The organism is Desulfobulbus rhabdoformis (assembly GCF_016919065.1).
Taxonomy (GTDB): Bacteria; Desulfobacterota; Desulfobulbia; order Desulfobulbales; family Desulfobulbaceae; genus Desulfobulbus; species Desulfobulbus rhabdoformis.
Map to the genome: position 1 here is coordinate 32,531 of NZ_JAFFQA010000033.1, position 25,426 is coordinate 57,956.

A 25,426-nucleotide genomic window follows, 5' to 3' on the forward strand; every position below is an offset into this window, starting at 1 on the left:
GGTAGGTGATACCATAGATAACTCACTGAATAAGAAATTTTTTCCGAAAATTCGGACTGGTGAGATGCGGCTGTCTGTGGTCGTGGTGAGATTTTCCTGTTTACGGCTGAAATAGTTATAAATTATTGTTATTCAAAAAATTAAATTTTGGTCAAAAAGCAGGTGATACCTTGAACTCAGGAAGGAAAGAGTCTCGTCTGTTCCGCCTAAACAACGATGGGGAGAGGTAACTGTAGGTAATCGCCGACAAAAAAATAATTTTTTATCAATGACGGAAAAACAGGTTTTTCTTTCTGTTGAATCATGAGTCTGGTATCTTGGCTCTCTTGGTTTCAGCTCTTTCCAGAGGTGTCACAAAGTCTGTTTGTGTCAGTCGCGACGCTTGAGGGAATCTTGAATATTGAAAACATCTAACCCGGAGCGAAAGCCAGAGGCAACCGCTCTTCAAACTATTTCACTGTTACTATGCTCAAATTTTTTAAATATTGTTTCTTTACGCTCTTCTTTTGCGGTCTGCTGGCCGGGATTTTGGGAGGGGCAGGGCTGTATTATCTCGTTGTGCTGCAACCCTGTCCGGAGATGGAGGAATCGGCCATCGCTGCCATCCTCAGTCGGGAGAGTCCGGTCTACTACCGGGACGGTGAGAGTAAAATAGGGGTCTTGTTTGAAGGCATTCATCGCCAATACCTGAGTTATAACGATATTCCCCAGGATTTTATCAACGCCCTGATTGCCTCAGAAGATGACGAATATTTTGAACATTTTGGTGTCGATGTTCCAGGTATTCTGCGGGCGATGCTCGTCAACCTGCGTGCCGGTCGGGTTGTGCAGGGAGGAAGTACCATCACCCAGCAAACAGCAAAAAATCTTTTTAAGCGCGAGTCCCGTTCCATTAAGGCAAAGCTCAAAGAACTCCTCTATGCACTGCGGCTAGAGCACCGCTACAGCAAGGAAAAGATCCTTGAATTTTACTGTAATCAGTTTTTTGTCAGCGGAAACGGGCACGGGCTTGGTGTTGCAGCTCGTTACTATTTCAACAAAAAGCCCCAGGATCTTAGCCTGCTTGAATGTGCATTTATCGCCGGAAGTCTCAAGCGTCCCAATTATTATAACCCCTTTCTGCGCAAGAATCGGGAAAATGCGCAGGAGGTTCGCCTGCGCGATGAAGAGCGCATCAACTACGTCTTGGGAAAGATGCGCAAGGCGGGCTCTATTTCAGAAGAGTCCTACAGCCAAGTTGATCTCGCAGAGCTGCGTTTCAATAAAGGGCGAATGTCCTATGCGCGTAACACCGTGATGGATCTGGTCAGCGAGGGATTGGAAACGCCTTTTATCGTGGATGCGCTGGAGGAAAACGGTATCTCCAACATTTCCACCTCTGGAGCTCACATCATCACCTCTCTGGATAAACAGTTGCAGGCGACGACCCTGCAGGCACTACGCAGCCAACTCTCTCTTCTGGATATGAAACTGCGTGGGTATGATCGTGACACCGTGCAAAAGGAGTATGAAGCCCTGCGCTACGCAGGAGATGACAGCCTGCAAGAAGGTAAATTTGTTTTTGGGACTATAGCATCGATTATCCGTGATCCCAAACAGGGAGAGCAGGTGGAAGTGGCGCTCAAAAAAGGGCGCGTCAGCGGAAAAATTTCCCCTGAGGGGATGGAGCGTCTTGTCAGTGGCTATGCCAGTTATACACGTGGCGCTCGTAGGGCCAAAGCAACTGACAGGAAAAAACTTCTTGGTCAACTTCAGGTTGGCGATCGTATTTATGTCTCCATAACCAAGGTTAATGAGGATAAGACTCTGACGCTTGACCTGGAGAAATATCCTAAAGTCCAGGGGGCGGCCTATGTGTTGCAGGAAGGGGCAATGCGCGCCATGGGGGGGGGCGTGTCCAACACAGATTACAACCGGGCCACTACGGCTAAACGTGTTATGGGGTCCACCTTTAAGCCCTTTATTTATACCGCCGCCCTCCAGCTTGGGTGGAGCTCGGTTGACCTGATCGACAATGCTCCCCAGGCCTTTAGCTTCATGCGCGAAGAGTACAACCCCAAACCCGCTCATAGGAGCCCCTTTGAAGAGGTCAGTATCAGCTGGGCCGGTGTTACTTCGGAAAATGTGGCCTCGGTCTGGCTTCTGTATCACTTGACCGATCACTTGAACCAGGCAGAGTTGAAGGAGCTGGCAGCGCATGTGGACATGGCGCCACGCAGGCAGAGTGGAGAGTTGGAATCCTACAGTCACTACCAGCAGCGGATGCGTGATGATTACGGTGTTCTGGTCACCGATAAGGCACTGGATCAGGCGGCTTATCGGGCAGCGATCATCGCCTTGAAACCGGACCTGCTTTTTGATGGGCGTATTGAGGAGTGTAATCGGGCTGAAAAGCTGAGCTTGGAAGATTTTAACGTTCTTCGGGCGATGGTTTCCCGCTTGAAATTATTTCGCCAGTCACCGCTGCAGGGGCCGCTTTTGATCGATGCCGACAGTGCCTTTGAAAACCCAGAGGCGGCTGTACTCAGTGATAATGGGCGGCTTGTCCGCGATGAAGCGGGGCAGTTCATCTACACCCTGAGAAAAGAGTTGCCGCCGGAGTGGAGCGTGGTGGATGCCACCACACTCTCAGAATATCTTATCTCCCTGGCCCCGGGACGCTATGATGATTTCTGGCGCGGGCAAGTCTTGCTTGATGGGGAAATTTCCCTGCTCACGCTTGAAGAGATTGAACAACAGATGGGACGGGAACGGGCCAAAGTCGCCGGGGAGTTGCCCTATTCCTTTGAAGTCTTAAGCAAGATCCAGGAATTTCGAGTGCTGCTCGGTTTGCAGTATATGGTGCAGTTTGCCAAGGCCTGCGGCATAGAGAGTAATTTTATGCCTGTGCTTTCCATGGCTCTGGGGTCCAATGTGGTTTCACTTTCCGAGGTGAGCCGCCTTTATGAATCTCTTGTTACCGGCAACCGCTATGATGCTGCTGATGCGGGCACCATGGCCATAGCCGAGCTTGACGGGCATGTGGATCCAGATGCCGCCTCAATAATCGAGCGCATAGAAGCACCCGATGGACGAGTGGTCTATGAGCGTACTCCTTACCCGACCCGAGTTGTGGACCCGAAAAGTTCTGCGGCTACAAGTAATATTTTAGAGAATGTCATTAACTATGGAACCGGCCGTTATGCCCTGACGCATGTCAAGCTGACCAGTACAGATGAGGATCGTCAGAAAATGCTTGGGAAGGTACGGCAGCATTATCCCCTTTTGGGAAAAACCGGGACCGCCAACGATTACCGCAATGCTGCTTTTTTGGGCTATGTACCGATACTGTCCTCTGATCAATCCGGCTTAAATCTGCACTCTGGATATGTGGTGGGGGTGTATACCGGTTTTGATGCCAACATGCCCATGGTTAAAGGGCGTTTTCGTGTCAGTGGTGCCCGGGGAGCTCTCCCTGTCTGGTGCGATATTGCCCAGGGCATTCTCGATATGGAGCAGGTCGCTGATCGTATCGACCCGGTGGATCTGAAATTTAATGGTTTAGGTTTACAGTATCAAGCTCTTGGCCAGATCTTTGTGCCGGTTGATCCGGGAGCAGGGGGGGCTGTGGTCTACGGTGCCCGTCTTTATAGGCAAAACACTCCTCCCCGACGACCATCCAGTCTGAGTTTTGGAGGCATTGACAGGACAGGAGCCTTTGAACCCGAACGGACGTTTATGCCCTTCTGGAAAAACAGGCAATGAGCCACGCTCTTTTTCCCTTTGCTGGCAGAAAGCATTTGTTCCCACCTTGCTTATTTGCTATGGTTGGGCCAAATATCACAAACAACGGAACTGGCGCACTGATGAATGCCCACGGATTCAGGTAGATATTTTTCCAAAAGCTTGCCCAGTTGCGTACCGGGCAAACTGCGTACAGCCCATGCTTCCAGTTCAAATTAACAACCCATATACACCTGCCTATTATGTCTGTTGAGAAGATTTCCCGAAGAAGCCTATTGATTGCTTCTTGTCTCTGTGGAGCCCTTGTCTCCGGCTGCGTAAACAGTGGCCGTTATGTTGATCCGTATCAGGCACGCGCCGACCGGGAAGCTGCCATGGAACAGCGTTCGGTCAAGAGCAGTGGGGGGGATGTGCTCCTTGCAACCCTGACCTCGATCAATATGCGGATTCATGCCTACAGGGAAAAATTGAAAAGTTGGCAGGAACTGGAGCGTGAAAGCGCGCCTGGTGGGCTCTCAACCCTGCAGCAAAACCAGGTCAACCAGTGCCAGGCCCAACTGCAGGATATCCTCCTGGAGTACACTGCTCTGCAGCAGCAACTCAAAGAGGAGACGCGGAGAGAAACGGCTAAAAGCCTGGCTGGCAACTCTCTTTTACGACTGAATCAACAGGATATTGATTATCTCGAAGGCGATTGCAGCAAACTTTTGGCAAAGCTGCAGCAGTCTCCCCCCGCAGCTGCCACCGGCTCTGTTGATCCCCAAATTCAAGCAGCCTATACCGGGGAAGACTATGACCGTGTTATCACACTGTATAATCAGATGACCCGCACACCCGGGGTAACCCCTTCTTCCACGACCAGCCTGCAATACGGGCAGGCGCTGGTGAAAAATCATCAGCCAGCAGATGCCCTTCGAGTGCTCGGGCCTTTGCTGGAGGCTGTACGCCAGCAGCCTGGTCAGGAAGCTCTCCTGCTGCCTTTGATGCAGCTTGTAGCTGATCTTGATTTTACGCGCGGGGCTTATGACGATGCCCGGCGCAAATATGAAGAGGTCATTCGCCTCTCTATAGAGAAGGGAGCCCATCAGGATGAGTGGGCCGCTCTCCAGTTAGCTGCTCTGCAGCCGGGGGTGGTCCAAGCTGGCGAGTTAGGAGATTTTGCTCAGGTGCTAAAAAATTATCTGAGCTATGTGCCCCGGCGTGATGGCTTCAGCGTAAACGAGGCCGTCAATACATTTCGTCAGCAACACCCCTACACCACTATGGCTCCCAATGTGGGGTATCTGAATAAAAGCGCCCGCGATCAGGCCAATGCCTGGTTGAATAAAAGCCTGAAGTCCCAGGATGTAGCCCCGCAGTCTCCCGCTGTGGCCGGCACCTCGACCTCCCAAAATATGCCCCAGCAGCAGACTCCCGCCACTGCTCAAACTGATGCAGGTACCGGGGGGCAAGCAACTTCGCCAAGTACTCCATTGAGTGCAGACCAGGCACTGCAGGCCGAGTTTGATAAGGGGGTGGCTCTGCTTGATGCCAAAGAATATGACCAAGCCATTGCTCAGCTGCAGCAACTCCAAGGCACCTCCCTTGCTCCTCAGGCCGAGGCCAAGATTGCCGAGGCCTCTAAAAGGGCGGGACAGGCCCTCCGGCAGAAGGCCGCCGAACTTTTTGTTCGGGCCAACAGTAGCCGTGATACAGATGAAAAACGCAAAATGCTCCTCGGTTCAAGAGATCTGTTGCAGAGCATTCTCAGCAAGTATCCCCATTCTGGTCTTGAAGAGAAGGTCCAGCGCAACCTTGCACGTATCAATGCAGATTTAAGCGCCATTGAGCCGTATTGAGCCGTTACACCCGGTGTGTACGGTAATGATGGCCGCTGATTTTTTAGGGTGTGCAGGACACTTTTCTGTGGCCGTTTAAGCTTTAACCTCATCCGCAGAAAAAAAGTTTGAGTCAATACAGCCCTTCCTGCCTTCGGCGGAGGGGCTTTATTGCTTGTTTTCCCAAGGGCTGCAGGCCATGATCGTGCCCTCACTGGATTTGAGATGGGAGGAGGGGAAGCTGCAAGAAATTTTTCTCGTCGTTGACAAAGCTACCCTTCTCGCTTACTTCTGTCGCTGTCTTCTACCTTTGTATTGACCGCCCCTATCAAAAGTTCAAGGGAGGAACCTATGGCCTCTATAACGGAAAAGAACTTCACTCTAGATGGTTGCTCTATTCATGCACTGGAGGCTGGACCTCTGGACGGGCCAACAGTTATTCTCCTCCATGGGATGAAGTTTCAGGCCCAGACCTGGTGGGAGCTGGGCACCCTCGACGCCCTAGCTGGGTCAGGGATGCACGTTCTGGCCATTGACATGCCGGGTTTTGGACAAAGTCCTGAGCATGCAATGCCCCCTGGTGAGGTGCTGACGCAGTTGATGAAAAAATGTGAACTTGAGCAGGTGATCCTGGTGGGGCCTTCCATGGGCGGGCGCATTGCCCTTGAATTTGCCATAGCCCATCCCGATTCGATCAAAGCCCTGGTTGTGGTCGGCCCAGTGGGGGTAGAGGAAAACCGGGCCGGACTCTCTCGGATTACCGCTCCGGTCCTTGTCATCTGGGGCGAGGAAGACCAGGTCTCTCCCATTGCTCACAGCGAGACTTTGCTGAATGAGCTTGCAGATGCAAGACGAGAAATCTATCCGCAGGCACCGCACCCCTGTTATCTGGAACAACCGGATCGGTGGCATGCAAGTTTGAAGAAATTTTTAACCGATTCGATAAAGTAAGGCCAAACCATCCACTCTATGGGAAAAACACTGATTATTGCCGAGAAGCCAAGCGTTGCCGCTGATATCGTCAAGGCACTTCCCGGTACATTTAAAAACGTCAAAACGCACTACGAAAGCGAGGCCTATGTCATTTCCTATGCCATTGGCCATCTGGTTTCCATCGCCTATCCGGAAGAGATTAATCCAGCCTTTCAAAAGTGGACCCTGGACAATCTGCCGATTTTGCCCGAGGAGTTTCCTCTGGCAGTGCTGCCCAATACCAAAACCCAGTTTAATGCATTGAGTAAACTCATTCGCCGCCGTGATGTGGATGTTATCGTCAATGGTTGCGATGCCGGGCGCGAGGGGGAGTTGATCTTTAAATATATCCTCAAGCAGGCGTACACCCGTAGTGTGGATGGGAAACAGATCAAGCGGTTATGGCTTCAATCCATGACCCTTGACGCCATTCGCGAGGGACTTGAACGGCTCAAGGACAACGAGGAAATGCTGCCCCTTGAGGACACGGCTCTCTGCCGCTCTGAGGCCGACTGGCTCATTGGCATCAATGCTACCCGGGCACTGACCTGTTACAATTCCCGTTTTGGCGGTTTTAAAAAGACCCCCTGTGGCCGGGTGCAGACGCCAACACTCTCCATGCTGGTGAAGAGGGAATCCGAACGACGGGAGTTTGTCCCCACCACGTATTGGGAGCTGCACGCCCAGTTTACCTGCGGTGCTGTGCACTATCAGGGAGTATGGATCGACCCTGGTTTTAAGAAGGATGAAACCCAACCCCACGGTCGGCGCAACCGTCTCTGGGAAAAAGACAAGGCCACAGAGATTCTCACGCGTTGCAGCGGCAAAGCGGCCACCGTTGAAGAGAAAAGCAAAAAGTCAACCAAAGGGGCGCCGCCTCTCTACGATCTGACCCTGTTGCAACGTGAGGCCAACAGCCGTTTTGGCTTTTCAGCAAAAAATACGCTGGCCCTGGCTCAGGCGCTCTATGAACGGCATAAGCTCATTACCTACCCCCGGACCGACAGCCGCTGCCTGCCCGAGGATTATCTGCCCACCGTGGAAAAGGTGGTCCGGCAGCAACAACAGTGGCAGTACGGGCAGTTTGCTCGCGAGGCCCTGGAAAAGAAATATCTAAAAAAAGACAAACGCATCTTCAATAACAAGAAGATCTCTGATCACTTTGCCATCATTCCCACCCCAGGGCTTCCCTCGACCTTGAGTGAACCGGAGATGAAGGTCTACCAGATGATTGTCCAGCGTTTTCTTGCGGTCTTTTTTCCGCCGGCAGTCTATCACAACACTACCCGCCATTCGCTTGTTGAAGGGGAAACCTTTCTTACCGAAGGCAAGATACTCGTTGAGCCCGGTTGGCGGGCAATCTATGGGGCGTCATCCGATGGTGACAAGGAGTTGGCAGCCCTGCCGCCAAAGACACCGGTAGAGTGCAGCGAGATCGAGCAGCAGGAACATCAGACCAAACCGCCGCCCCGTTTTTCCGAGGCAACCCTGCTCTCTGCCATGGAGAACTCGGGCAAGCTGGTGGAGGATGAGGAACTGGCAGAGGCGATGAAAGAACGCGGGCTGGGGACACCGGCCACGCGAGCGGCTATCATCGAGAAGCTCCTCAATGAAAAATATATTGTCCGCGAGCAGCGTGAGCTTGTCCCCACCGGGAAGGCCTTTGAACTTTTAAGCCTTTTGATGGCACGCAAGATAGACGTGCTTGCCTCGCCCGAGTTGACCGGTGAATGGGAATATAAACTCAATCAGATCATTTCCGGCTCTATGACCCGAACTCAGTTTATGAACGAGATTCGCGAGATGACCGGGAGCATTGTGGAGAAAGTCAAGGCCGGTGGAGAGGAAGATCGCTGTGAGGCCCCGTTCTCGCCGGTTGATGGTGTTCGTTTCTATGAGACGGCAACCGCCTTTGAATCCGAAGATAAAAAGATTATGATTCGGAAAGTCCTGGGCGGCCGTATTATGGAAAACGATGAGGTCGTTGCTCTGATTCAGGGCAAGACCCTGGGGCCTTTTAGTGATTTTCGCTCCAAGAAGGGGAAACCCTTCTCCGCTTCCGTGCACCTGGCCAATTCCAAGATTGAGTTTCTCTTTGCCGATTCAACCGAAGAACTTGATCTGAATGCTGTTCGTGCCCAGGAACCTTTGGGGCTTTCTCCGGTGGACCAGACCAAGGTTTTTGAGACTCCTGCTGGGTATCTTTCTGATTCCGCCCTTGAAGGGGACAAGAAAAAGGGACTGCGCATTTCCAAGATGATCCTTGGCAGACGCCTTGATCCCGATCATATCAGCCAGCTGCTGAACCAGGGGAAAACCGAGCTGATCACCGGTTTTATTTCCAAGAAGAAAAAGCCCTTTGATGCCTTTTTGCTCCTTGATAACAAGGGCAAGCTGAGCTTTGAATTTCCTCCCCGCAAGAAAAAGGGACCGGCCAAGGCTGCAGAGAAGAAATAATTAAGCGCACTTTAGGGCCGTTGATTCAGGTCGGTGCGATGACCATGATAGAGAGCTATCACTAACCAACAGGAAGTATGAGAAAGTTAAAAAAAGAATACAGTCAGTACGAAGGTCGGGAACTGGCCGCCGCATGCGCCCGCATTGCCCTTGATACCAAGGCAGAAGATCTGAGCGTGCTTGATGTGCGTGGTCTGGCCTCGTTTACTGATTTTTTTGTGATCATGAGTGGTCGCTCCACCCGCCACGTGCAGGGACTTGCCGAAGCTATCGAATCCGAGCTCAGTGCCAAGCGCATCAATAGTAAAAATTCCGAAGGATTGCGTGACGGCATGTGGGTTCTGCTCGACTTTGGTGATGTGGTTGTGCATATCTTCTATCATGAACAACGTAGCTTCTATGATCTTGAAGGGTTGTGGCATGATGCCCCCCGTCTTGAGGTGGACCAGCTGCTAGGCGATACCGAATAAGGTACACCTTATCTTGTGATGCTTTTACTATAGGGGGGCTGGCTGCCTAGTGTCTGCAGGAGACCCCCGGGAGACCTGTGATGTCTGCTCCAGTACCAGTTATTCTTGCTATTTTAGATGGGTGGGGACTTGCCGAGCCCTCGCAAACCAATGCTGTTTCCGTGGCCAATACACCGAACATGGACCGGCTGATGCAACATTGCCCCATGACTTCCCTGGTGGCGCATAACGGCCTGGTTGGTCTACCCAAAGGCCAAATGGGCAATTCCGAGGTCGGGCATCTCAACATCGGTGCCGGGCGTATTGTCTACCAGGACTATACCCGCATCAACAAGGCGGTTGATGAAGGGGAGTTTGCGACTAATCCGGTTTTTGCCCAACTCATGGACCAGGTGAAAGAGACGGGCTCAAAGCTGCATCTCTGCGGTCTGGTCTCAGATGGTGGTGTCCATAGTCACCTGAACCACCTGATCGCCTTAATTGAATTGGCGCACGCTCGTGGAGTCGAGGTCCTGATCCACTGTTTCATGGATGGTCGCGATACGCCTCCCCACAGTGGGCAAGGGTATCTGCAGGACCTGGAAAAAGCCCTGAAGCGCATTGGCGGTGGGGCTATTGCCACGGTCTCCGGACGCTACTACGCCATGGATCGGGACAAACGTTGGGATCGGGTCAAAATCGCCTGGGATGCCATGGTGCATGCTCAGGGCAAGACTGCCACCAATGCTTTAGAGCTTGTGCAGGCCTCCTATGACCAGGATGTCACCGATGAGTTCATCGTGCCCACCGTTGTCGTCGGTGAGGATGGACACCCCCTGGGACCGATCCAGGATGGTGATGGTGTTCTCTTTTTTAACTTTCGTGCCGATCGGGTGCGTGAGTTGTGTCACGCCTTTGGCGACCAAAATTTTGACGGATTTGATCCGGGGAGTCGTCCACAGCTCAGCTCACTTGTGACCATGACCGAGTACGAGGCCGATTTTACCTTTCCCATCGCCTTTCCACCGGTAACCTTGACGCATATTCTAGGCGAAGAGGTCAGCCTCAATGGACGCCGTCAGTTACGTATCGCTGAAACCGAGAAGTATGCCCATGTGACCTATTTTTTCAACGGCGGCAATGAGGTTCCCTTTTCAGGAGAAGAGCGCATTTTAATTAACTCACCGCGGGAGGTGGCGACCTATGATCAGAAGCCACAGATGAGCGCGGTCGAGGTCACCGACACCCTGCTTGCAACCCTGGAAAAGGGGGAGGCGGAAGGAAAACCTTTTGATCTGGTTATCCTCAACTTTGCTAATGGAGATATGGTCGGGCATTCCGGTGTTATGGAGGCGGCGGTCGCTGCCTGCGAAACCGTTGATACCTGTATCGGTCGTATTGAAGCGTTTGTCGCTGCCCGTGATGGGGTTTTGCTGATTACTGCAGATCATGGCAATGCCGAGCAAATGCTGGATCCGGTGAACGGCGGGCCCTATACCGCCCACACCTTGAATCCGGTTCCCTTTATTGTGGTCGGTGAACAGTTCAAGGGGCGCAAACTGCGCGGTGGTGGAGCACTCAAGGATATCGCGCCCACCATCCTTGGCCTGATGGAACTGCCTGTCCCTCAGGAGATGGAAGGGGAGAGTCTGCTCGAGTAAAGGCACGGACATCGCAGACCATTAGAGGTGCCAGAAGAGGGGGAACGCCTCGGATCTGATGAAGATTCCAACGTTAAAAGCACCAGGCGTGCAGACCCTGTTTGATTCAGTCTGAACAAGGAAGAGAACCATGCAATATATCAGTACACGGGGTGGGATTGAACCGCTGAAATTTCAGGACGCAGTTATGATGGGACTGGCCCGTGACGGAGGACTGTTGCTGCCACAAACGCTGCCCACCATCAGTCCTGAGAAACTGGAGAGCTGGCGGAATCTGCCATACCAGTATCTCGCCCGCGAGGTTCTTTCGCTTTTTATCGATGATATTCCCGCTCTTGACCTTGAAGCCCTGGTGGAAAAGGCCTACAGCTCTTTCAGTCATCCCCAGGTCACCCCGGTCACCAAGCAGGGGGATGTTTATATTCTGGAACTCTTTCATGGGCCGACACTGGCCTTTAAAGATGTGGCACTCCAGCTGCTGGGAAATATCTTTGAGTATGTGCTTGAGCGCCGTGGCGGTTACATGAATATCCTGGGGGCAACCTCAGGCGACACCGGCAGTGCCGCCATTGCCGGGGTGCGGGGCAAAAAGAATATCAATATCTTTATTCTTCATCCCCACGGTCGTACCAGCCCCATTCAGGCGCTGCAGATGACCACGGTCCTTGACTCCAATGTCTTTAATATAGCGGTTCGAGGCACCTTTGACGATGCCCAGTCAACGGTCAAGTCCATCTTCAATGACCTGGAATTTCGTGACAGCTATCAACTCGGGGCGGTCAACTCCATCAACTGGGCCCGGGTATTGGCCCAGGTGGTCTATTATATCTATGCCTACCTCAAGCTGCGCAAGCAGGGACATGCAAGCGTCGATTTTTCGGTCCCCACGGGGAATTTCGGCGATATCTTCGCAGGCTATGTCGCACGCCAGCTCCTCCCCAAAGGCTGTATCAACACCCTGATCCTGGCAACCAACGCCAATGATATCCTCACCCGTTTTGTCAACCAGGGAGATTACTCCCGCGGGCAGGTTCAGGTGACCAGCAGTCCCTCCATGGATATCCAGATAGCCTCCAACTTTGAGCGCTACCTCTACTATCTGCGTGGAGAAAACGGTGCAGCAGTCAAAGCGGATATGGACGGTTTTGCCGCCACGGGAAAACTTGATCTCACAGGGCTTCGTGAACAGGTCTCCTCCGATTTTCGTTCGCTCTCTGTTTCCGAGGAAGAAACCATTGCCACCATCGGTAGTTTTCATAAAGACTATGGGTATCTGCTCGATCCCCACACCGCAGTTGGTGTCAAGGCCGCCCTGGAGTTGCGGGATGCTTCACGGCCCGTTGTTTGCCTGGCAACCGCCCATCCGGCAAAGTTCGGTGCCGCCGTGACCCAGGCTATTGGTCAGGAACCTCCGCTGCCACCAGCCCTTGCGGATCTTGAGAGTCGGGAAAGTCGCTGTACGGTCTTGGACGCCGATGAAAAGGTGATCAAAGACTTTGTGGCTCAAAACGCCCTGCGCGCTTAAATCCCTATTTTGGTTCTAACGAGTTGAGCATGATAGATATAGAGGAGCATAAGCTGCAGGTTGAGGCAGCAGTTGACTACCTGCGCGAAAAAATAGCAGATCCTCCAGAGGTTCTCATTCAGTTGGGGACCGGACTTGGAGAATTGGCCAAGGCCATGCAGGGGACAACAACCTTTGCCTACGAAGAGATTCCTCATTTTCCTCGCTCCACCGTGACCAGCCATGCCGGTAATCTGGTGGTGGGCCGACTGGCGGGGAAATCTGTGGCGATCCTGCAGGGGCGGTTTCATTTTTACGAAGGATACTCAGCCCGGGAAGTGACCTTTCCCATTCGCGTACTCTCCCTGCTTGGAGTGAAAACCGCTATTATCACCAATGCCAGCGGTGGGCTCAATCCCCAGTATGCCCCCGGAACCTTGATGGTCTTTGCCGACCACCTCAACCTGCTGGGCGACAATCCCCTGCGGGGGCCCAATGTGGATGCCTGGGGGGTTCGTTTTCCTGATTTATCCCAACCCTACGCCCCTGAGCTCAGGAAACTGGCACTCACCCTGGCTGACCGACTTGGCCTGAAAGAAACCACCAGTGGCACCTATGTCTGTATTCCCGGCCCCAGCCTGGAAACACCGGCTGAAACCCGCTATCTGCGCATGATTGGTGCCGACGCCGTGGGGATGTCCTCGGTCCCGGAAACATTGGTCGCCTTGCACGGTGGTTTGCGTGTCCTTGGTCTTTCTGTGGTGGCCAATGTTAACGACCCTGATAATTTTCAACCCATTCACATTGATGAGGTTATCGCTGCCGCCGGCAAAGCGGAACCCCGGCTGCAACAACTGATCATTCACATTCTTGCGGAGATGAGCCTATGACACAGAGCGCGGATCTGATTCTCACCGGACAATATCTGTTGACCATGAATAAAGAGCAGCAGGTGATTGAACAGGGCGGGGTTGCCATCTCTGGTGACACCATCCTTGAGGTGGGAGATGCGCATGCTCTTGTGGCCCGTTTCCCCGGAGCGCGAGTTATTCACGAACCGAATGGTTTGATTATGCCGGGGCTGGTCAACGTCCACACCCACGCAGCCATGTCGCTGTTTCGCGGGCTGGCCGATGATCTGGAATTAATGCAATGGCTTGAGAACTATATTTTTCCTGTAGAGGCCACCCTAACAAGCGAGTTGGTTTATCAGGGAACTCTGCTCTCCATTGCCGAAATGATTAAATCTGGCACCACCTCGTTTTGCGATATGTATCTCTTTGCCGGTGAGGTGGCGCGGGCCGTTGATGAGACAGGCATGCGGGCCTGGATTGGTGAGGTGCTCTATGATTTTCCCTCGCCCAACTATGGCGAGCTGGAAAACGGATTTGCCTATACCGCTGAGCTGTGTGATCGTTATCAGGGCCATGAGCGTATACGAGTGACTGTGGATCCCCATGCGGTTTACACCTGCTCCCCGTCGTTATTGACCCGGCTCGGGGAGGTGGCGCGTGAGCGGGAAGCACTCTACGTGATCCATCTTGCGGAAAATGAGAGCGAAGTTCGCAACTGCAGAGAACGGTACGGGTGCTCGCCGGTCTATCATCTGGAATCCCTTGGCTTGCTCGGCCCCCATGTGGTTGCGGATCACTGCGTGATGCTCACCAACCAGGAAATTGAATTGCTGGCCAAACGAGGGGTCAAGGTGGCCCATTGCCCGCAGTCAAACCTGAAGCTTGCCTCCGGCATTGCCCCGGTGGTGCAGATGCTTGAGGCTGGCATCACCGTCGGGCTCGGTACCGATGGCAGTGCTTCCAATAACGATGTGGATATGTTTGGCGAGATGGATACTGCCGCCAAAATACACAAGGCTGATCGCCTGGATCCTACGGTGATGGATGCCGCCACCACCTTACATGCCGCCACCATGGGGGGGGCTGAGGTGTTGTCGGCAGGTGAGCATATCGGCAGCCTGGAGCCGGGAAAAAAGGCGGACTGTATTGTTCTCGATTTGAACCAGCCCCACCTGACTCCCATGTATAATCCGGTATCCCACCTGGTCTATGCTGCCCGGGGTGCTGATGTGATCCATTCCGTTATCGGGGGGCAGGTGGTCATGGAAGGACGCCAACTGCTCACCCTTGATGAGGCTGCGGTGATGGAACGCGTCGGCATGATCGGGGCTTCAATCCGTAAGGGCCGCAATGGCGGTTGACATACACTCTGTGGTGGTGCTATTATCACCAACTTACGTTCTTTTCAGATTATTTTTTTATGAGGTGTCACCATGTTCGGACTCGGAATGCCTGAACTGATTGTTATCTTAGTTATTATTGTCATCATCTTTGGCGCTGGCAAACTGCCGGAGATTGGAAGTGGTATTGGAAAGGGCATCCGCAACTTCAAGGAAGCCACCAAAAAAGAGGATGAGGGAAGCAAATCCATCGACGATGACACCAATAAGGAGGCCTGAGTCAGGCCCGGATTTTTGTAGGAGTATGTCATGTTTGGACTTGGTACGCCTGAGTTGATCGTTATTCTAGCCATTGCCTTTCTTGTTTTCGGCGGCAAAAAGCTCCCTGAGATTGGATCTGGCCTGGGCAAGGCGATTGGTTCTTTTAAAAAAGGGTTGGGCGATGTTGAAGAGGCCGGGAGTGAGCTGAAAAAAAGTATTCCCATGGCCAAAGAAATTTCCGAGGTGAAAGAAACACTGGATAAGGCTAAAGATCTCACCGGTTCACTCGGTAAATAGTATCCCTCCTCTTCCCCCCTCACAAAGGGATGCAGCGGCCGCTGGCCAGTGCAGCTCTTTGTCAGGGGGGCCTTTGTTCTTGACAACCATTTCCCTTTTCAGTAAATGATTTTCCTCGCAACCATTGTCAAATCTGTGATTTTGTGAGCACAAAATTGTGTAACATCTACAATTTTGTGTTTTTTCGTCTCGGTTGCGTCATCTGACCAAGATTGTCGTTCTCGTAAAAGGCCTCGAGAACAACGTTTCGAGCTTTGTAACCTACTTTCTCACCTCATGTGAATGTTAGGTTTTGATTTTTTACGAAGCCATCAAGATTGACCTTTCAGGAGCCGTTCATGTGCCGATTAGCCTTAAAAAGCGCAGATACACCCTTTTCGCCCTATGAAGTCCTCACGGCCATGGAGGCCATGCAGGAAGGGTACGACGGTAGCGGGCTTGGCCTGTTGCTGCGCGGGGTGGAATTTGAAGATTTTAAAATGAAACCCCACCATGTGGTCCTGTCTGGAATCGCCCACACCGAAGCCGCCTTTCATCGGCTCACGGATTGGATGGGGAACAAGGGATTCCAGATCAAGTATGCCCACGAGTTTGACCGCCGCCCGGAATTGATCGAGGCCAAGGACCGGTTTAATTACATGGTTCGGGTTTACCGAATTCCCGAGGCCTGGATCAACCTGACCCCGGAAGAACTTGATGACAAACTGCTGGAGATTCGTCTGGCCATCCGTGCAGACGGTGAGGCCCATGGTGGCGATCTCACAGTTTTCTCCCTCTATCGTGACGTGGTCATGCTCAAAGAGGTCGGCTGGCCGCTTGAGGTCGGTGATGCTCTCGGACTCAATGACGGTCGCATCAAGGCCCGTGTCGTCATGGCTCAGGGACGCCAGAATACCAACTACGGGATTAATCTCTATGCCTGTCACCCCTTCTTCATCCAGGGGATCGGGACCATGACCAACGGTGAGAACACCGCCTTTGTACCGATCAAAGAGTGGCTCCTGGGGAAAAACATCCCCGGGTATATGGGCTATCACTCCGACTCGGAGACGTTTACGCATATCCTTCATTATGTAACCAAGAAACTGAAATTGCCGCTCCCGCTCTATAAACATGTCATTACGCCGCTGAAAAGCGAAGAGCTGGATGTGCATCCCAACGGTGATTTCCTCAAAGGGCTGCGCACCGCCTGCCGTCGTCTGATTATCGACGGCCCCAACGCGATTATCGCTACCCTGCCTGATGAAACCTGCATGCTGGTTATGGACCAGAAAAAAATGCGTCCGGCCACCGTCGGTGGACGCCCCGGTGCCTGGGCCATCGCCTCAGAGATGTGCGGTGTCGATGCCCTGGTTCCGGACCGTGATCCGTCCCTTGATTTTCAGCCCATGCGGGAGCACTCTGTCATTATTTCACCCGAGCGAAAGGAACTTATAGTATGGTCTCAGTTCGATCAATTTACACTTCCCCAAGCAGCTTAAGTTATCACGACCTTCCCTGGATCATCGAGCACCGGGAGGATCGCTGCACCCTCTGTGGACGTTGCACCGCTGCCTGTCCGGTAGGGGCCATATCGCTGTCTTACTTCCGCCAGCGTGTACCCAAACTTGACGTACTCCAGAAGAAACGGGGCAATGAGTACCGGCACTTCACCGGTATACGTCAGTCCACCAAGATTGCCAATCGCTGTATCGGTTGCGGCATGTGTGCCTCTGTCTGCCCCAATGAGGCCATCGGTCCCCATGCCAACGACAACGAGCACCGCGCCAACTTCCTGATGAACCAGAAGGGCGATGCCCCCAAACGCGGTGGCCGGCGTAATCAAAGCGGCAAAACCGTCCTGGACCGGATCTCCTTTGGCCGCATCTCGATGCTGACCGATCCCGCACTTGATGCAGGGCGTCACGAGTTCAACATCAACACCATCCTGGGCCGCGTGCTGCCGCCTGAGGAGTACATGCGCCGCAAACTCGCCGGTGAATGGATTCCGCCGACCCGCGAGATCTTCCCCTTTGTTATTGGCTCCATGTCCTTTGGTGCCTTGTCACCCAACATGTGGCTTGGTCTTCTGCAGGGTGTTGCCTACTGTAACGAGGTGCTTGGCATTCCCGTGGTTATGGCCACCGGTGAGGGCGGCTGTCCTCCCTGGGTCCTGAAGAGCCCATTCCTGAAGTACATCATCCTCCAGATCGCCTCCGGGTACTTTGGCTGGGATGAGATCATTCGTGCTATCCCTGAGATGCGGTGTGATCCGGCCGCTATCGAGATCAAATACGGCCAGGGCGCCAAGCCTGGTGACGGTGGTCTGTTGATGTGGTTCAAGGTCTCCAAGCTGATCGCCCGTCTGCGCGGTGTGCCCGAAGGGGTTGACCTGCCGTCGCCTCCGGTGCATCAGACACTCTACTCCATTGAGGAGAGTGTGATGAAGATGATCCAGACCATGTCCATGGCCTTTGGTTTCCGGGTTCCGGTCTATCCGAAAATTTCCGGTTCGACCTCGTCTAAGGCTGTGCTCAACAATCTGGTGCGGAATCCCTATGCAGGCGCTCTGTTGATTGATGGTATCGATGGTGGCACCGGTGCGGCCTACAACGTCAGCATGGATGCCACCGGCCATCCCATCGCTTCCAACCTGCGCGAGTGCTATCTTGATCTGGTCCGTCAGGGCCGTCAGAACGAGATTCCGCTTTTTGCCGCCGGTGGTGTGGGCAAGAACGGCAACGTCACCCAGAACGGTATGGCCTTGGTTATGCTTGGTGCCTCCGGTGTCCATATCGGCAAGTACATCATGCAGGCCTGCGCCGGTTGTCTGGGGAACGAGATCGGTCGGTGTAACGTCTGTAACGTTGGCCTCTGTCCCAAGGGGATCACCAGCCAGAATCCAAAACTCTATCGCCGCCTTGATCCGGACGACGTCGCCCAGCGCGTGGTCGACGTGTTTATGTCTATTCGCACCGAAATGAAAAAGATCATGGCACCGCTCGGTCGTTCTCAGAGTCTGCCCATCGGTATGTCCGATGCTTTGGGCATCGACGACAAGGACATTGCGGACCGGTTGCAGATTAACTACATCTGCTGAGATAGGATTCAAGCACAGGACTTTTTGAACTATGAGCGATACAAAGCAAAATACTCTCACTGTCCGCGGCCTTGATGAGCAGGGGCGACGGATATCGTCAAAAGATTTTGAAGAGGCGGTTCGAACCGCCGCGGCAGATGCCGATGAGTTGATTCTGGAATCTTTTGGTCAGCATAACATCGGTCTGCGCCTGGGCTCCACAGAGCGTCCCCTGACCATCCGTGTCAATGGACCTGCGGGACAGCGCCTTGGTTGTATGGGGATGCCCGGATCCACCATCATCTGTGAAGGCTCGACCTCTGATGATGTCGGCTACCTCAATATCGGTGCCGATGTTATTGTCAAAGGCGACGCCACCAACGGTGCCTGCAACGCCATGGCCGGTGGCCGGGTGATGATCGGTGGCTCCATCGGTGCCCGTGGTCTCACCATGACCAAATGGAATCCGGATTACGAGCGCCCTGAGATGTGGGTCCTGGGTTCGGTGGGCGATACCTTTGCCGAATTCAACTGCGGCGGTATTGGGGTGGTCTGCGGTGTTGAAGCCAAAAATGCGGCCAATGTCCTTGGCTACCGTCCCTGTGTCGGTATGGTTGGCGGAAAAGTTATATTCCGTGGCCCCATTGATGACTCCTACTCAAAAAATAACGCGGTTCTTGCCCCCATCAGCGATGAAGACTGGCAATGGCTCAGTGCCAACATGGCTGAATATCTGGAGAAGATCGGCCGCAGCGAGTTGCTTGACAGCCTGAGTGTGCGTGAGGAGTGGAACGTTCTGGCTGCCATCACCCCGCAGGAGCGGGCCCTGATGTTCTCCGGCCCCATGCCTATGGCCGAGTTCCGTCGCCGCATCTGGGATCGTGGCTTTGGAGGTGGCGACCCGCTGCGCGACCTGGCTCCGGGCTTGGAGCGTGACGTGATCGGCGTGGTCGAGACCGGTGAGTTTCGGCGGAAAAAACCCTTCTGGGCCAACCGCGACTCCGCTGCTCCCTGTACCTTCTTTTGCCCTATTCACATTCCGACCATTGATCGTTTGCGGCTGATTCGTGAAGGCCGGACCGAAGAGGCCTATGAGATGCTGCTGCGCTATACGCCTCTGCCAGCCTCCGTCTGCGGAACAATCTGCCCGAACCTCTGTATTCAGAACTGTTCGCGTGAGAAAATCGATTATTCCATTGATGCCTCGGTTCTTGGCCGCGCCGTCCAGGCTGTTGAGCCGCCCAAGGCAAAAGCTCCGGTCGGGAAAAAGGTCGCCATTATCGGTGGTGGTCCCGCGGGTATGGCCGCGGCCTGGCATCTTGCCCTCAACGGTGTGGAAGCCCATATTTTTGAGCGCGACAACCGTCTAGGCGGAAAACTCGCGCAAACCATTCCCTGGGAACGCCTCTCCCAGGCGGTTTGGGATGTTGAGATCGACCGCTTCATGAAGACCGATAACCTCCACGTCAACCTTGAGGCTGCCTTGAGTAAAGACAAGGTTGAAGAACTCAAGAAAGAGTTTGACTATGTGGTTGTAGCCGTTGGTACTCATCAGCCACGGACGCTTTCTTTCCCCGGTCACGAGCAGGTTATCCCGGCCCTTGATTATCTCAAGGCGGCAAAGAGTGACAGCCCCATGACCACAGGAAAACAGGTTGTCGTCATTGGTGCGGGAAATGTTGGCTGTGACGTCGCTGCCGAGGCTTACCGTTTGGGGGCCGATCAGGTTACTCTGATCGATGTGCAGAAACCTCAATCCTTTGGTAAAGAACGTGCCGCTGCAGAGGCGCTTGGCGCAACCTTTAAATGGCCGTTCATGACCAAAGAGGTCACCACTGAGGGAGTGATCGGCTCCGATGGTACTGTGCTGCCCGCGCAGACCGTGATTATTTCCATTGGTGATATTCCAAGCCTTCCCTTTCTGCCCGACTCGGTGGATGTGGTCAAGGTGGCTGGCGCCTCCTGGATTAAAACCGACGAGGCTGGTCGCACCTCTGATCCGCAGATTCTTGCTGTGGGTGATGTTGAGAAACCGGGGCTTGCAACCAACGCCCTGGGAGCAGGGAAACGGACCGCCGATTATCTCCTCGCCACCATTAACGGTGAAGACTGGCTGCCTTTCCGTCAACGGATGATCGATTACGAGACCCTGACCCTGGCTCACTACGACCCGGTCACAGACCGCGGTCGCACCGAAGATCAGCAGGCGGCCCGTTGTCTGAGTTGCGGATCATGCCGTGATTGCCACCTCTGTGAGACCGTCTGCCCGACAGGCGCTATCTTCCGCCGTGAGATTGCGCCCGGCGCCGATGGGGTCAGCTATGAGTATGTATCCGACGATGATAAGTGTATCGCCTGCGGGTTCTGCTCTGATACCTGTCCCTGTGGTATCTGGGTTATGCGTCCTTTCTAAATATAGGTTCGCTGAATACGAGAAAAGCCCCGAATCCGTAAGATTCGGGGCTTTTTAGTTTTAGCTCACCCGTCTTTCACTTTTGCCAGCTTTATTTGGTCCTGAATCCGTGAGCATTCATCTGTGCGTCAGTTTCGTTGTTTGTGGCATGCCGATTAAAGTACACTTTATCGGCTTGTTACGAACAATGAAGGTGGCGTGCTGATGGATCCCCCAAAAGGCGGTGGGGGAAACTGAACAATACATGAATTTGTTTAAAAATCTTCGCCCCTTTAAAGGGATACGTTGTTCAGTGCCCATCCGCCGTCACGGATTCAGGTTGGTGGCAAAAGACTATAATAGCCTTCCGCTTGCTTAACCGCCCACACATTTTTTTCTTTCCTTGCATTCTTCCTGGTTGACTCTGTAATTTCGGTTATTCGAACTGGAGCCGCATCGTGGTCCGATTATACGGAAAAATGGCCGATTCGTTCTTTATTAATTTTTTGCGATGCTTTTTTTCTTTTGACGTAACTCACTCATAAAATATACAATTTTTAAATTTGATCCGCAAATTTGAAAATGTCTTGATTGTTGCATACTGTTGTGCAATGTCAAAATTTCACTGGAATCACTATGGAAGAACGGAAAAGAGGCAAAAAAAAGCTGACCACCTTTGGCCGGATGCTTATTCGGGCTGTTGTCGGTGTCTTTTTTATTGTAGGCTGTATAGGAGTGGCAGGCTGGTATTTCTTTACGGCTGCCGGTCCTAGCACGTCGCAGCAGAGGAACGACAAAATATTGACCGATGTGGAAGGTGTGTCAAAATCTCACAAGACACGATCCGGACAGAAGGACTCTGCCGATCCTGAATTGGCTGAATTTGTGGACGCCAGCAGTGAGAAAAATGGCAGATGGTACGGGCTCTGTAAAAAACAAAGTATTCAGAGTATAGAAGATTTTCGGCGGACGGTTGAAAACGATCCAGCGCTTTCGGTTTACTACGCGGGGTTTCATTGGGAAGATGCCAAAATAGGCAGCCTCAAAGAGGATGTCATTGCCTATGTAGCTCACCGTAAGGGAGATCTTATTCAGCCGACTACAAAACCCATCAAGCTTCCCAAGGGGGATCAGTATATCACCGATGGAGAACGTACGGCCCGCACCTATTGTTGCAATGACATTGATCTGGCACCTTCTGCCGGTGAAGAGCCCCCCACAAAAATTGATCCGGGAGAATATGCGCCATTCGCCCCTGCTCGAAACACTGACCCGGGAAGAACAAATCCACCCATATTTCCCCCGGGAGAGGATTCCCCCCTGGGGACTCCGACGCATTCTTTGCCAAAAGACCCGCCTCCTCCTGCAGTCGTGCCCGAACCTGGCACTCTTACCCTGATGGGCGGAGGGCTGCTTTTTCTTGCAGCATTCGGTCGTAAAAGAAAATCATAGCGAGTGTTCATGTAAATTATTGTGCAGCGTTCAACCAAGTCGTCAAATACTCAACCGGGCAGGGCGTGCCAGTGGTTGGTCCCCTCCATATTGTTGAGCCTTATTCTTGCACTCGGTGAACCTTTTTCAGGGGGCTTGGTTCAGGCAACCCCCCCTCCAGTAATCGACCAGAAAACACTTGACTGGGCCAGTCGCACTTATGGTGTTGAAGGAAAGCGACGGTTGCTGCAATGGCAACGGTTTCTGGCCGCTCGCGGCACCGATGAGCTCGTCTTTGTTGAAGAGGTGAATGCCTTTTTCAATAGTTTTGTTTTCGTTAGTGATGCCAGGCACTGGGGACAAGACGATTACTGGGCAACTCCAACAGAATTCATCGCTTCCGGTGGCGGGGATTGCGAAGATTTTGCCGTGGCAAAATATTTTTCCCTGATCAAACTCGGCGTTGCAAACGAAAAACTCTCCCTGAACTACGTCTTCGCCACCCGCCTTAATCAGAGTCATCTCGTCCTCGCCTATTACCCTGTTCCCGGTATGGAGCCCTGGGTTCTGGATAATATTATAGATACCATCAAACCTGCTTCCAAGCGGGCCGATTTAGTTCCGATCTACAGCTTTAATGCCAGCACCCTCTGGAAAAATAAAGAAATGGGCAAGGGGCAACGCATTGGTCACAGCCGTCGTATTCGTCCCTGGCGGGAACTGCTCAACAGGATGCAGCATAACTAAGCCATTGATCCTGCGTAGAGGTTTTCTGCCTCACCCAGGTGAAAGAGTCAGTGATTTTTTTTTAGGTGTACTGAAACCGCCAACACCAAGAGAAATGAGGTCTATGGATATATGACTTTGTACAGACAGTTACTGCTCAGTACCTTTATAATTCTCCTGTGCCTGTGTTCGGTCCTCTGGTTGGGCGAAGTGAAGCGGACGCGCGATTATCTTGCCCAGCAGATTGAATCCCAAACTCAGGAGAGCGCCAACTTTCTTGGCTTGGCCCTCTCTTCGGTCCAGGGACAACACGAAAAGGCCATCATGGAAACCATGATCGACGCTCTTTTTGACAGCGGGACCTATCAATTCATTGAGCTTCGGGATATCAACGGCCAGGTTCTGGTCGCTCGCAGGCAGGATGGTCAGCAGCTTCCTGTCCCCCCGTGGTTCAGTATGCAGATAGATCTACCTCTGCCCGAGGCTGAGGCCAAAGTCATGCACGGGTGGGTGCAGACGGGGAGCATCCACATTGCCAGCCGACTTGATAGAGCGTACCTGAATCTATGGCAGTCTGCCCGAAAAACAGCTCTGTGGTGCGGGCTCACCTGGTTCATTTTTATATTTTTCGGCGGGCTGGTGCTGCGTTCCATCCTGCAGCCCCTCAAACGGATTGAAGAACAGGCCATTGCCTTAATGGGGCGCCGTTTTGACCTGCAGCAGCAAATCCCGCGCACCCGTGAACTCAGGCGGGTGGTCGAAGCCATGAATACCATGACCACGCGCATTGGCCAGATTTTCAATGAGCATGCAGCTGTTGCTGAGAAACTCAAGGAGCAGGTTTATCTCGACCCTTTGACCGGACTGGGGAACAGGCGCTATCTGCAAGCGCAGATTGAAGCACGGCTTGCCGACACCGCCAATCAAATTACCGGTACCTTTGTACTGCTTCAGGTGCAGGGGCTCAAAGCTCTCAATGATCAACACGGCTACGAACAGGGGGACCTGATCCTCCAAGATGTGGCTACCCATCTCCAGGTGGGCTGCCGTCGGTTTTCCGATGCCGTCCTTGCCCGTCTGGGAGGGGGAGATATGGCGCTCTTTCTTCCTGGGGTTGACATCCTCGGTGTGCAGGAGTTCTGGGAAGAGGTATTCCCGCCGGAATACCGGCCTGTTCATCAGCCTCCCAACTCTTCGCCCAAAACTGGGAGTCTGGCCGCCGGTGGCGTCTGCTTTGAAGAGCAGGCGCCCACGCTTTCGAATCTGCTTGCCGCAGCAGATATGGCTCTTACTCAGGCACGGAACCATGGTGAGGGGGCTTTGGAGATTCTTTCACTCAATGGCGAGGTTGAATGTGCCCTGCAGGGAAGAATGCATTACAAGCAGACAATTCTTGATTTGATTGCTGAAAAAAATATCATTTTTTACGCCCAGCCCACGGTACAAAAAGGCAACATTGAACAGCCGCTGGGGCACGAGGTCTACGCGCGGGTTGTAGACAGCGAAGGCAAGCATCACTCCCTGGCCATGTACATTGCCATGGCAGAACAGTTTGGCCTTGCAGCCGATCTAGAGCAGATGATTGTGGAGCAGTTGCTCAGTCCTTCCGTATGTCCCTTATTGCCCAAACGTCTTGCTTTGAACATTTCGGCAAGTTCACTTGCAGACCCCGGTTTTTTCAAATGGTTGGACAAAACGCTTGGTCGCTGCGGTCAAGAGGGGGTTTATTTTGATATTGAGTTTCCTGAGCCTCAACTCCATATTGGTGGTGAACGGGTGAGAGAATTTGCTGATGCCATGCGTGAAGCTGGCCATGGCATAGGTATCGACCATTTTGGTCAGGGCCTTGCCGATTTCAGTTACCTCCAGTGGCTTGCACCGGATTATGTCAAAATTGATCGCGCGATCGCCGATGAACTGCTGCGTAAAGAGAAAGACGTCCGTTTCTTTATAGAGTCCCTTTGCTCTGTGGCCCACAGCCTCGGGGTGCAGGTTGTGATCAAAAACGTAGAAACAAAGGAACAGCTGGAGATACTTGCCGCACTCAATATCGATGCGATGCAAGGCAACGCCCTGCAACCTCCGGTGGTCCTTGCCGGATAGGCACTCACTGTGCTGTAAAAATACCTTTCAGAGAGCGACAAAACAAAGCCTTCAGTCTTACATATACTGAAGGCTTTTTTTTGTTTGCCCGGCATGGCGGGCAAACCCAGCCTGCGTTCCGCAGGCGTCACCCCGACCAGGGGGAAGACAATCCGAATCGCAGGTAAGCGAAGACTCCGAGGGCATTGCTGGTAACGGCAGGGGCTGAAGGAAGCGATAGGAAGTGAACGGTCCATAGCGTAAGTGAACCTGACTCGGCCAAACGGAAGGGTAAGCGTGCAAAATAGCGCGAAGCCCGATACCTGGTCAGTTCCGTGTGGTGTTTGAGGATGGCATCGTTCACCGGGAGTTCGCCTTAACCGGGGAAGCCTTACATCATTG

Annotated in this window: 17 protein-coding genes; all 17 read left to right on the plus strand. The window is 53.0% G+C overall.

Going from position 1 to position 25,426, the window contains the following annotated elements; translation table 11 throughout:
* The first annotated feature begins 465 nt into the window (after nucleotides 1–465).
* The 17 genes from JWJ90_RS16185 to JWJ90_RS16265 all read left to right on the plus strand — a co-directional run bounded on the left by JWJ90_RS16185 (nucleotide 466) and on the right by JWJ90_RS16265 (nucleotide 25,045).
* On the plus strand, nucleotides 466–3,744 hold the full coding sequence (locus JWJ90_RS16185) for a transglycosylase domain-containing protein (protein WP_205228251.1): 3,279 nt from the start codon (nucleotides 466–468) through the stop codon (nucleotides 3,742–3,744).
* A 254-nt stretch (nucleotides 3,745–3,998) separates the two neighbouring features.
* The gene (locus tag JWJ90_RS16190) at nucleotides 3,999–5,561 is read left to right on the plus strand and encodes a hypothetical protein (protein ID WP_205228252.1); all 1,563 of its coding nucleotides are present in this window, start codon (nucleotides 3,999–4,001) and stop codon (nucleotides 5,559–5,561) included.
* A gap of 330 nt (nucleotides 5,562–5,891) precedes the next feature.
* A complete protein-coding gene (locus JWJ90_RS16195) occupies nucleotides 5,892–6,491 on the plus strand; it encodes an alpha/beta fold hydrolase (RefSeq protein ID WP_205228253.1) in 600 nt (199 codons plus the stop codon).
* A gap of 18 nt (nucleotides 6,492–6,509) precedes the next feature.
* Nucleotides 6,510–8,969, plus strand: coding sequence for a DNA topoisomerase III (locus tag JWJ90_RS16200; protein WP_205228254.1), 2,460 nt, complete (start codon nucleotides 6,510–6,512; stop codon nucleotides 8,967–8,969).
* A 77-nt stretch (nucleotides 8,970–9,046) separates the two neighbouring features.
* On the plus strand, nucleotides 9,047–9,439 hold the full coding sequence (gene rsfS, locus JWJ90_RS16205; RefSeq protein WP_205228255.1) for a ribosome silencing factor: 393 nt from the start codon (nucleotides 9,047–9,049) through the stop codon (nucleotides 9,437–9,439).
* Between the two features lie 80 nt (nucleotides 9,440–9,519).
* Nucleotides 9,520–11,079 (plus strand): 2,3-bisphosphoglycerate-independent phosphoglycerate mutase, encoded by a 1,560-nt coding sequence (gpmI, locus tag JWJ90_RS16210; RefSeq protein WP_205228256.1) that lies wholly within the window; start codon nucleotides 9,520–9,522, stop codon nucleotides 11,077–11,079.
* A 130-nt stretch (nucleotides 11,080–11,209) separates the two neighbouring features.
* Nucleotides 11,210–12,604, plus strand: a complete 1,395-nt coding sequence (thrC, locus tag JWJ90_RS16215) for a threonine synthase (protein ID WP_205228257.1) — start codon at nucleotides 11,210–11,212, stop codon at nucleotides 12,602–12,604.
* A gap of 29 nt (nucleotides 12,605–12,633) precedes the next feature.
* Nucleotides 12,634–13,473, plus strand: coding sequence for a purine-nucleoside phosphorylase (locus tag JWJ90_RS16220; protein ID WP_205228258.1), 840 nt, complete (start codon nucleotides 12,634–12,636; stop codon nucleotides 13,471–13,473).
* Complete coding sequence (locus tag JWJ90_RS16225; RefSeq protein ID WP_205228259.1) at nucleotides 13,470–14,798, plus strand: amidohydrolase family protein; 1,329 nt, start codon at nucleotides 13,470–13,472, stop codon at nucleotides 14,796–14,798. Before JWJ90_RS16220 ends, JWJ90_RS16225 begins: the two co-directional genes overlap by 4 nt.
* A 72-nt stretch (nucleotides 14,799–14,870) precedes the next feature.
* Complete coding sequence (tatA, locus tag JWJ90_RS16230) at nucleotides 14,871–15,056, plus strand: twin-arginine translocase TatA/TatE family subunit (protein WP_205228260.1); 186 nt, start codon at nucleotides 14,871–14,873, stop codon at nucleotides 15,054–15,056.
* Between the two features lie 30 nt (nucleotides 15,057–15,086).
* Nucleotides 15,087–15,335, plus strand: coding sequence for a Sec-independent protein translocase subunit TatA/TatB (locus JWJ90_RS16235; RefSeq protein WP_205228261.1), 249 nt, complete (start codon nucleotides 15,087–15,089; stop codon nucleotides 15,333–15,335).
* Between the two features lie 338 nt (nucleotides 15,336–15,673).
* A complete protein-coding gene (locus tag JWJ90_RS16240; protein ID WP_205228262.1) occupies nucleotides 15,674–16,816 on the plus strand; it encodes a class II glutamine amidotransferase domain-containing protein in 1,143 nt (380 codons plus the stop codon).
* Nucleotides 16,774–18,414, plus strand: coding sequence for a glutamate synthase-related protein (locus JWJ90_RS16245; RefSeq protein WP_205228263.1), 1,641 nt, complete (start codon nucleotides 16,774–16,776; stop codon nucleotides 18,412–18,414). The genes JWJ90_RS16240 and JWJ90_RS16245 overlap by 43 nt, the downstream gene beginning before the upstream one ends.
* Before the next feature lie 31 nt (nucleotides 18,415–18,445).
* The gene (locus JWJ90_RS16250; RefSeq protein ID WP_205228264.1) at nucleotides 18,446–20,806 is read left to right on the plus strand and encodes an FAD-dependent oxidoreductase; all 2,361 of its coding nucleotides are present in this window, start codon (nucleotides 18,446–18,448) and stop codon (nucleotides 20,804–20,806) included.
* A gap of 615 nt (nucleotides 20,807–21,421) precedes the next feature.
* On the plus strand, nucleotides 21,422–22,237 hold the full coding sequence (locus JWJ90_RS16255) for a PEP-CTERM sorting domain-containing protein (RefSeq protein WP_205228265.1): 816 nt from the start codon (nucleotides 21,422–21,424) through the stop codon (nucleotides 22,235–22,237).
* 135 nt (nucleotides 22,238–22,372) lie between these two features.
* Nucleotides 22,373–22,963 carry a transglutaminase-like cysteine peptidase gene (locus JWJ90_RS16260; RefSeq protein ID WP_240194989.1) on the plus strand — a complete coding sequence of 197 codons (591 nt, stop codon included), beginning with the start codon at nucleotides 22,373–22,375 and terminating at the stop codon, nucleotides 22,961–22,963.
* A gap of 111 nt (nucleotides 22,964–23,074) precedes the next feature.
* The gene (locus JWJ90_RS16265) at nucleotides 23,075–25,045 is read left to right on the plus strand and encodes an EAL domain-containing protein (RefSeq protein ID WP_205228267.1); all 1,971 of its coding nucleotides are present in this window, start codon (nucleotides 23,075–23,077) and stop codon (nucleotides 25,043–25,045) included.
* Nucleotides 25,046–25,426: the final 381 nt, after the last annotated feature.